Here is a 6,831-nt window from a genome sequence, read left to right on the forward strand (position 1 = left end):
GGCTGGGCGCTGAACGGGTTACTCGTCAGGTAGGGCAGCAACTGCGCCCAGAGCGCGCGCATCGCCGCCAGGTTCGGGTCGATCCCGGGGAGCTGCAGCGGATCGGGCTGCGTCGATAGCCTGTCGAGATGGCGCTGCGCCTCTTCCCGGTCTACCACCGGGGAGTAGAAGTGTCCGGGTGGAACGAAGAGTTCGTCGTACGAGGAGGGCTCGGTGGCCGGGAGTAGCCGCTGCAAAAGTCGCTTGAACATCTTCGGTCTCTGCTTCGAATGCGGGCTTTTCACCCCCGCTCATGGTCGGATGATCATCCGTGGCGAACGGGCGCGAGCTGTACCCGGCTCCTGCCTTGTCGTGTCTCAATCCGTCATTCGGCGATGCGTTCGTCGCCTGGACACTGCCAGCGCGTGGCGTGCTCCCGGATGACTCTGGGCGCGTCCTCACTTCTGCTCGCTCTGCGGCGTTACCCGGAGGATTTCCTCGATGGTGCTGAGGCCGGCGGCGACCTTTTGCGCGCCGGACAGTCGCAGACTGCGCATGCCGTCCTTGAAGGCCTGGCGGCGGAAGGCGACGAGGTCGATGTCGGCGGTGATCAGGGGCTTGATCGAGTCGTTGAGCAGCATGATCTCGTAGACCCCGGCGCGCCCCCGGTAGCCCGTGTCGCGGCATTCGTTGCAGCCCACCGCGCGGTGCGCTCCGGTCGGCAGCGGCGCGCTCCAGGGTTTGGTCAGGCTGTGCCAGTCGGCTTCGTCGAGTTCCACCGGCGCCTTGCAGTGCGGGCACAGGGTGCGCACCAGGCGCTGCGCCATGACGCCCAGCAGCGTCGCCTTGAGCAGGTAGTGCGGTACGCCGAGTTCGAGCAGGCGGGTGATCGCGCTGGGCGCGTCGTTGGTGTGCAGGGTGGAGAGCACCAGGTGGCCGGTGAGCGCCGCCTGGATGGCCATTTCGGCGGTCTCCAGGTCGCGGATCTCGCCGACCATGATGATGTCGGGGTCCTGGCGCATCAGCGCGCGCACGCCGCTGGCGAAGGTCAGCTCGATGTTGTGCTGCACCTGCATCTGGTTGAACGCCGGCTCGATCATCTCGATCGGGTCCTCGATGGTGCAGACGTTCACTTCCTCGGTGGCCAGCTGCTTGAGCGTGGTGTAGAGGGTGGTGGTCTTGCCCGAGCCGGTCGGTCCGGTGACCAGGATGATGCCGTTCGGCTGGCCGGTCATGGATTGCCAGCGGCGCAGGTCGTCGGCGGAGAAGCCCAGCGCGTCGAAGCTCTTGAGCAGCACCTCGGGGTCGAAGATACGCATCACCATCTTCTCGCCGAAGGCCGTCGGCAGCGTCGAAAGACGCAACTCGACCTCGCCGCCGTCGGGCGTCTTGGTCTTGATCCGGCCGTCCTGCGGCTTGCGCTTCTCGGCGACGTTCATCCGCCCGAGGTTCTTCAGCCGGCTGATGATGGCGATCGTCACCTGCGCGGGGAACTGGTAGACGTTGTGCAGCACGCCGTCGATGCGGAAACGCACGGTGCCCATCTCGCGGCGCGGCTCGATGTGGATGTCGCTGGCGCGCTGCTGGTAGGCGTACTGGAACAGCCAGTCGACGATGTTGACGATGTGCGCGTCGTTGGCGTCCGGTTCCTGGTCCTGCGCGCCGAGGCTGAGCAACTGCTCGAAGTTGCCCAGGTTGCTGATCTTCTGGTCGATCGAGTTGGCGCCGCTGACCGAGCGCGCCAGGCGGTAGAACTCGGTGGTGAAGCGCTGGATCTCCGCCGGGTTGGCCACCACGCGCCTGATCGGGCGCTTGAGCACGTGGGTCAGGTTGGCTTCCCAGCTGACCACGAACGGCTGCGCACTGGCGATGGTCACCGCCTCGGCGTCCACCGCGACGGCGAGGATCTTGTGCCGCTGGGCGAAGGCGAAGGACATCAGCGGGGTCAGCGAGGCGACGTCGATCTTCAGCGGGTCGATGCGCAGGTACGGCTGCCCGGCGTGGTCGGCGAGCCAGCGCGTGAGGGTTTCCAGGTCGAGCTTGCGCGGCGGGTTGGCCTTGTCCTCGACCTGCTGTGCGGCGAGGAACTCCAGCGGGTGCTGCTGGTTGTTCAGCGAGCTGCGGCGGATCGCCAGGCACTGCTCGGCGGCGTTCTGGTCGATGCGGCCCTGGGCGACCAGGTCGCGGAGCAGATCGGCCAGATCAAGCGTGCGGTCGGCGGCGGAGGAGGTGAGGGCGGACATGCGAAGGTCCCCTTGAACGGCTGGGGGACTAGCATGCCCTAATCCCGGTGATCGCAGAACCTGCGCCTGGCGGCTAGCCGGGCAGTTGATCGGCCTCGCGCCGCGGCAGCGCCGGTGGCGGCGTCAGTCCCATGGACACGTAGATGCTGGTCAGCGTATCGACGCCCATGTTGGCCGGGCGAATCCACTCCTGCGGTACGTAGAGCAGGCCGCCACCCACCGGAATCGGCGCGGTCGGCACCAGGATCGCCACGTGCGGGCGGCCTTCCAGGTCGACCGTCACGCCGCTGGGCATCAGTGCCAGCACCGCCGCGCCGTCGCCGCCGAAGAAGCACCAGACCGGGCTCATGCTGGTGATGTCGGCGTCCTTGTCGCGGTCGAGCAGGCCGACGAAGCGGTCCGCGAGGTTGTAGAAATTGCCGATCAGCGGCACCCGTCGCAGGGTTACCCGGAACAGCCAGGCCAGCGGCCGGCGAAAACCCAGCTGCACGGCCAGGCCGAGCGGATAGAGGCTGGCGAGGATCACCAGGGTGCCGACCAGGTAGGCCAGGTAGGGGTTGCTGGCGAACGGCTGGCCGAGCGCGGCGAGCACGCGGCCGATCAGCGTCGACGGACCGACGATGCCGTTGAGCAGGTTGACGATCCAGGCCAGCAGGGCAAACGTCAGCACCAGGGGCAGCAACGCGATCAGCCCGGTCAGCCAGGTGGCAACGAGGGATTGGAAGCTTCGTTTGAACACGTGGGGCTCCGGTGGATGAACAGGTCGCCGGAGCTTGCCAGATTATCCCCGGAGGAACTATCGGCAGGCTCTGCGGCGCGGGCTGTGTGGGTGTGGTGGGCTGAAGCCCACCCTACAGGGTGGACGGGTGGCTTCAGCCCGTGCGGTGCGGCGTGCCAATCATGCGGGCAGCGGTAGGGTGGGCTTCAGCCCACGCGATACGCCGATGTCCTTGTGCGAGGTGGGCTGAAGTCCACCCTATGCGTTCGCAGATTCCCGATGGTTGAGTGAGGGCGCGGCGTGCACCTGCCCCACGAATTCGAGGGCTTCAGCGGTTGAGCGTCTTCCAGGCGCGCAGGGTGCCGACGGTGCGGGCCTGCTGTTCGCGTTGGTCGAGCACGCCGTCCTCGTCGCGCGGGCGGTTCGCCAGGTCGACCAGCTTGCTCAGCTCGCCGAACAGCCGGTCGGTCTCCGCCAGCTCCAGCACGCCGCGGCCCAGGCGCAGCCAGACCAGCAGGCGCTCCAGGCGCGGCAGTTGCTCGGCGAGGTCCTCGGGCTGCAGTTCGTAGCGCGCCAGCGGCAGCGCCTTGGCCTCGTCGCCGAGTTGCCGTGGCAACCATTTGCCCAGCGGCGCGGCGCCCTGGCGCGTACCGCGTTCGTTGCGACCAGCGGTCCACTGGCGGCCCAGCAGCCAGCTCGAGGCGTTCAGCGAGAACACGCCCCAGCGCGTGCCGGCCAGCTCTTCGGCGAACAACCCTGGCGCCGCCTGGCGCACGCTTTCGTCGTCGTGCCCGGCGAGCAGGCGTGGGCGCCAGTCGGCCAGCAGCGCGTCGAGGCTTTCGCGCAGCGCGTGGCTGCTCGAGCGCGGCGCGGCCTGGCCGAGGCTGCTGAGCAGGGCGCGCAGGTCGACCAGTTGGCGCAGCCAGTCCTCCAGCAGTTTCCAGTGGCCGTTGAAGCGATATTGCTCGGCGAGGCGCTGGCTGCTGCCGAGCAACTGCCAGGCGAGCGCGGCGAAGGCATCGTCCAGCGCCATCAGGCCGTTGAGCTCCGCGGCGGGCAGGCTGACGGCATAGCTGTCCGGGTCGAACAGGCGATAACCGCGCTCGGCCTTGCTGATGTCGCAGGGCATCAGCGGCAGGCTCGCGGCCAGCTCGGCGGCCAGCTCCAGCAGCGCTTCGGGTTCGCCCTGGCGCAGTTCCAGTTCCAGCTCGCAGATTTCCTCCTGCTTGCCGTCGGCGAGCACCTGGCCGAGGTCCAGCGCCGCCTCGACCACCACCTTGGCCTTGCCGCGACCCCAGGCGATCTCCGCGCGTTCGCGGACGAAATCGGTGGTGAACAGCGGTTTCAGGGCCTTCTTGTCCAGGTCGGCCAGGCTTTCCGGCCAGCAGTCGTCGCCGAGCAGCTTGATATCCAGCCTGGCTTTGGGCAGGTTCCATTCCCACTCGTTGCGTTCGGACAAGCCGGCGACGCTGCGACCGCGGCTCTTCAGGGTCTGGATGAACAGGTCGCCGTCGCGACGCACGCGCAGGGCGACCCTGGCCTGAGCCAAATCGCGATTCGGCGTGTCGTAATACTGGTTGAGCAGTTCACTGCGCTCCCAGCCGGACTTGTTGCGCTTCTTCAGTAGCGGGTGCTCGCGCAGTGCGGCGAGGGTTTCGCGGCTGGCGCGCAATTTGATTTCGGTTTCTTTGTGCATGGCCGTGGCGTTCGACGCAGCGCGGGACGGCTGCCGGAAGCGGAAAGTCTACAGGACGCGTCCGCCGCACGCTTTCACGATGCAGAACCCTGGAGTATTCATGTCGCCGCCCAACCTGAAAGAACGCTTCGCCGCGCTGATCGCCGCGCCGTCGGTGAGCTGCACCCAGGCGCACTGGGACCAGACCAATCGCCCGGTGATCGAACTGCTGTCCAGCTGGCTGGGCGACCTCGGTTTCGTCTGCGAGACCCAGGAAGTCAGCCCCGGCAAGTTCAACCTGCTGGCCAGCTACGGCAGCGGCCCCGGCGGCCTGGTGCTGGCCGGGCACAGCGATACCGTGCCATTCGACGCGCCGCTGTGGAGCGGCGACCCGCTGCAGCTGCGCGAGGCCGACGACCGCTGGTACGGCCTCGGCGTGTGCGACATGAAGGGCTTCTTCGCGTTGATCATCGAAGCGGTGCTGCCGCTGCTGCAGCAGCCGTTCCGCCAGCCGTTGCTGATCCTCGCCACCTGCGACGAGGAAAGCTCGATGTCCGGCGCCCGCGCGCTGGCCCGGGCCGGACGGCCGCTGGGGCGCGCGGCGGTGATCGGCGAGCCGACCGGACTGCGGCCGATCCGCCTGCACAAGGGCGTGATGATGGAGCGCATCGACATCCTCGGGCAAAGCGGCCACTCCTCCGACCCGAGCTTCGGCCACAGCGCGCTGGAGGCGATGCAGGCGGCGATGCACGAGCTGTTGCTGCTGCGCGGCGAATGGCAGCGCGAGTACCAGAACCCGCTGTTCAACGTGCCGCAGCCGACCTTAAACCTCGGTTGCATCCACGGTGGCGACAATCCGAATCGCATCTGCGGGCAATGCTCGCTGGAGTTCGACCTGCGCCCGCTGCCGGGGATGGACCCGCAGCAGCTGCGCGCGGCGATCCGCGACAAGCTGCGGCCACTGGCCGAGGCCCGCCAGGTGCAGATCGACTTCGCTCCCCTGTTTCCCGAAGTGCCGCCGTTCGAGCAGGCCGCCGACGCCGAGCTGGTGCGCCTGGCCGAGCGGCTCACCGGGCACGCCGCCGAGGCGGTGGCATTCGGCACCGAAGCGCCTTATCTTCAGCAGCTTGGCTGCGAGACTCTGGTGCTCGGCCCCGGCGATATCGCCTGCGCGCACCAGCCGGACGAGTACCTGCAGCTGTCGCGCCTGGAACCCTGCGTGAACCTGCTGCGCGAGCTGATCGCCCATTACTGCCTGAACCCCGCCCGCTGAGGCCGACAACGGAGTACCCCGTGCTACGACGATGAGTCCCTCCCCCGAGGACCGAGACGCCGCCACCAAGGCCTCTCCGCGACCCCGCGCCCGACCGGTGCGGGGAGTTATCCGATCGACAGCGGTTCTTTCATGCACGACTACGTCAACTGGCTACGCCACGCTTCGCCCTACATCAACTCCCACCGGGAGCGCACCTTCGTGGTGATGCTGCCCGGCGAGGGCGTTGCCCATCCCAATTTCGGCAACATCGTCCACGACCTGGTGCTGCTGCACAGCCTCGGCGTGCGCCTGGTGCTGGTCCACGGTTCGCGCCCGCAGATCGAGGCGCGGCTGTCGGCGCGCGGGCTGACCCCGCACTTCTACCGCGACCTGCGGATCACCGATGCGCAGACGCTGGAGTGCGTGATCGACGCCGTCGGCCACCTGCGCGTGGCCATCGAGGCGCGCCTGTCGATGGATCTGGCCGCCTCGCCGATGCAGGGCGCGCGGCTGCGGGTATCCAGCGGCAACTACGTCACCGCGCGGCCGATCGGCGTGCTCGATGGCGTCGACTACCACCACACCGGCGAGGTCCGCCGCATCGACCGCAAGGGCATCGGCCGCCAGCTCGACGAGCGCAACATCGTGCTGCTCTCGCCGCTGGGCTACTCGCCGACCGGCGAAATCTTCAACCTCGCCTGCGAGGACGTGGCGATGCGCGCGGCCATCGACCTGTCCGCCGACAAGCTGATCCTGTTCGGCGCCGAGCACGGCCTGCTCGACGAGAGCGGCACGCTGATCCGCGAACTGCGCCCGCAGCAGGTGCCGGCGCATCTGCAGCGCCTGGGCAGCAACTACCAGGCCGAACTGCTCGATGCCGCCGCGCACGCCTGCCGCGCCGGGGTGAAGCGCAGCCACATCGTCAGCTACGCCGAGGACGGCGCGCTGCTCACCGAGCTGT

At 68.2% G+C, this 6,831-nt stretch carries 5 protein-coding genes; 2 read left to right on the forward strand and 3 right to left on the reverse strand.

Annotation, left to right across the window (positions count from 1 at the left end):
• Positions 1–437 precede the first annotated feature (437 nt).
• From B3E91_RS01620 to B3E91_RS01630, 3 genes are all read right to left on the reverse strand, one after another.
• Complete coding sequence (locus B3E91_RS01620; RefSeq protein WP_273233182.1) at positions 438–2,222, reverse strand: GspE/PulE family protein; 1,785 nt, start codon at positions 2,220–2,222, stop codon at positions 438–440.
• Between the two features lie 73 nt (positions 2,223–2,295).
• The gene (locus tag B3E91_RS01625) at positions 2,296–2,961 is read right to left on the reverse strand and encodes a DUF502 domain-containing protein (RefSeq protein WP_287028087.1); all 666 of its coding nucleotides are present in this window, start codon (positions 2,959–2,961) and stop codon (positions 2,296–2,298) included.
• A gap of 307 nt (positions 2,962–3,268) precedes the next feature.
• Positions 3,269–4,636, reverse strand: coding sequence for an inorganic triphosphatase (locus tag B3E91_RS01630; RefSeq protein WP_287028088.1), 1,368 nt, complete (start codon positions 4,634–4,636; stop codon positions 3,269–3,271).
• 100 nt (positions 4,637–4,736) lie between these two features.
• On the opposite strand from B3E91_RS01630, the gene argE reads away from it, so the two are divergent.
• Together argE and argA are read left to right on the forward strand one after the other, a co-directional pair.
• Positions 4,737–5,888 carry an acetylornithine deacetylase gene (gene argE, locus B3E91_RS01635; RefSeq protein ID WP_287028089.1) on the forward strand — a complete coding sequence of 384 codons (1,152 nt, stop codon included), beginning with the start codon at positions 4,737–4,739 and terminating at the stop codon, positions 5,886–5,888.
• Positions 5,889–6,020: 132 nt separating this feature from the next.
• Positions 6,021–6,831: amino-acid N-acetyltransferase (argA, locus tag B3E91_RS01640; RefSeq protein ID WP_287028090.1), on the forward strand; the 811-nt coding region annotated here is incomplete at its 3' end.

The organism is Pseudomonas sp. UBA6310 (genome assembly GCF_002438225.1).
GTDB lineage: Bacteria > Pseudomonadota > Gammaproteobacteria > Pseudomonadales > Pseudomonadaceae > Pseudomonas_O > Pseudomonas_O kuykendallii.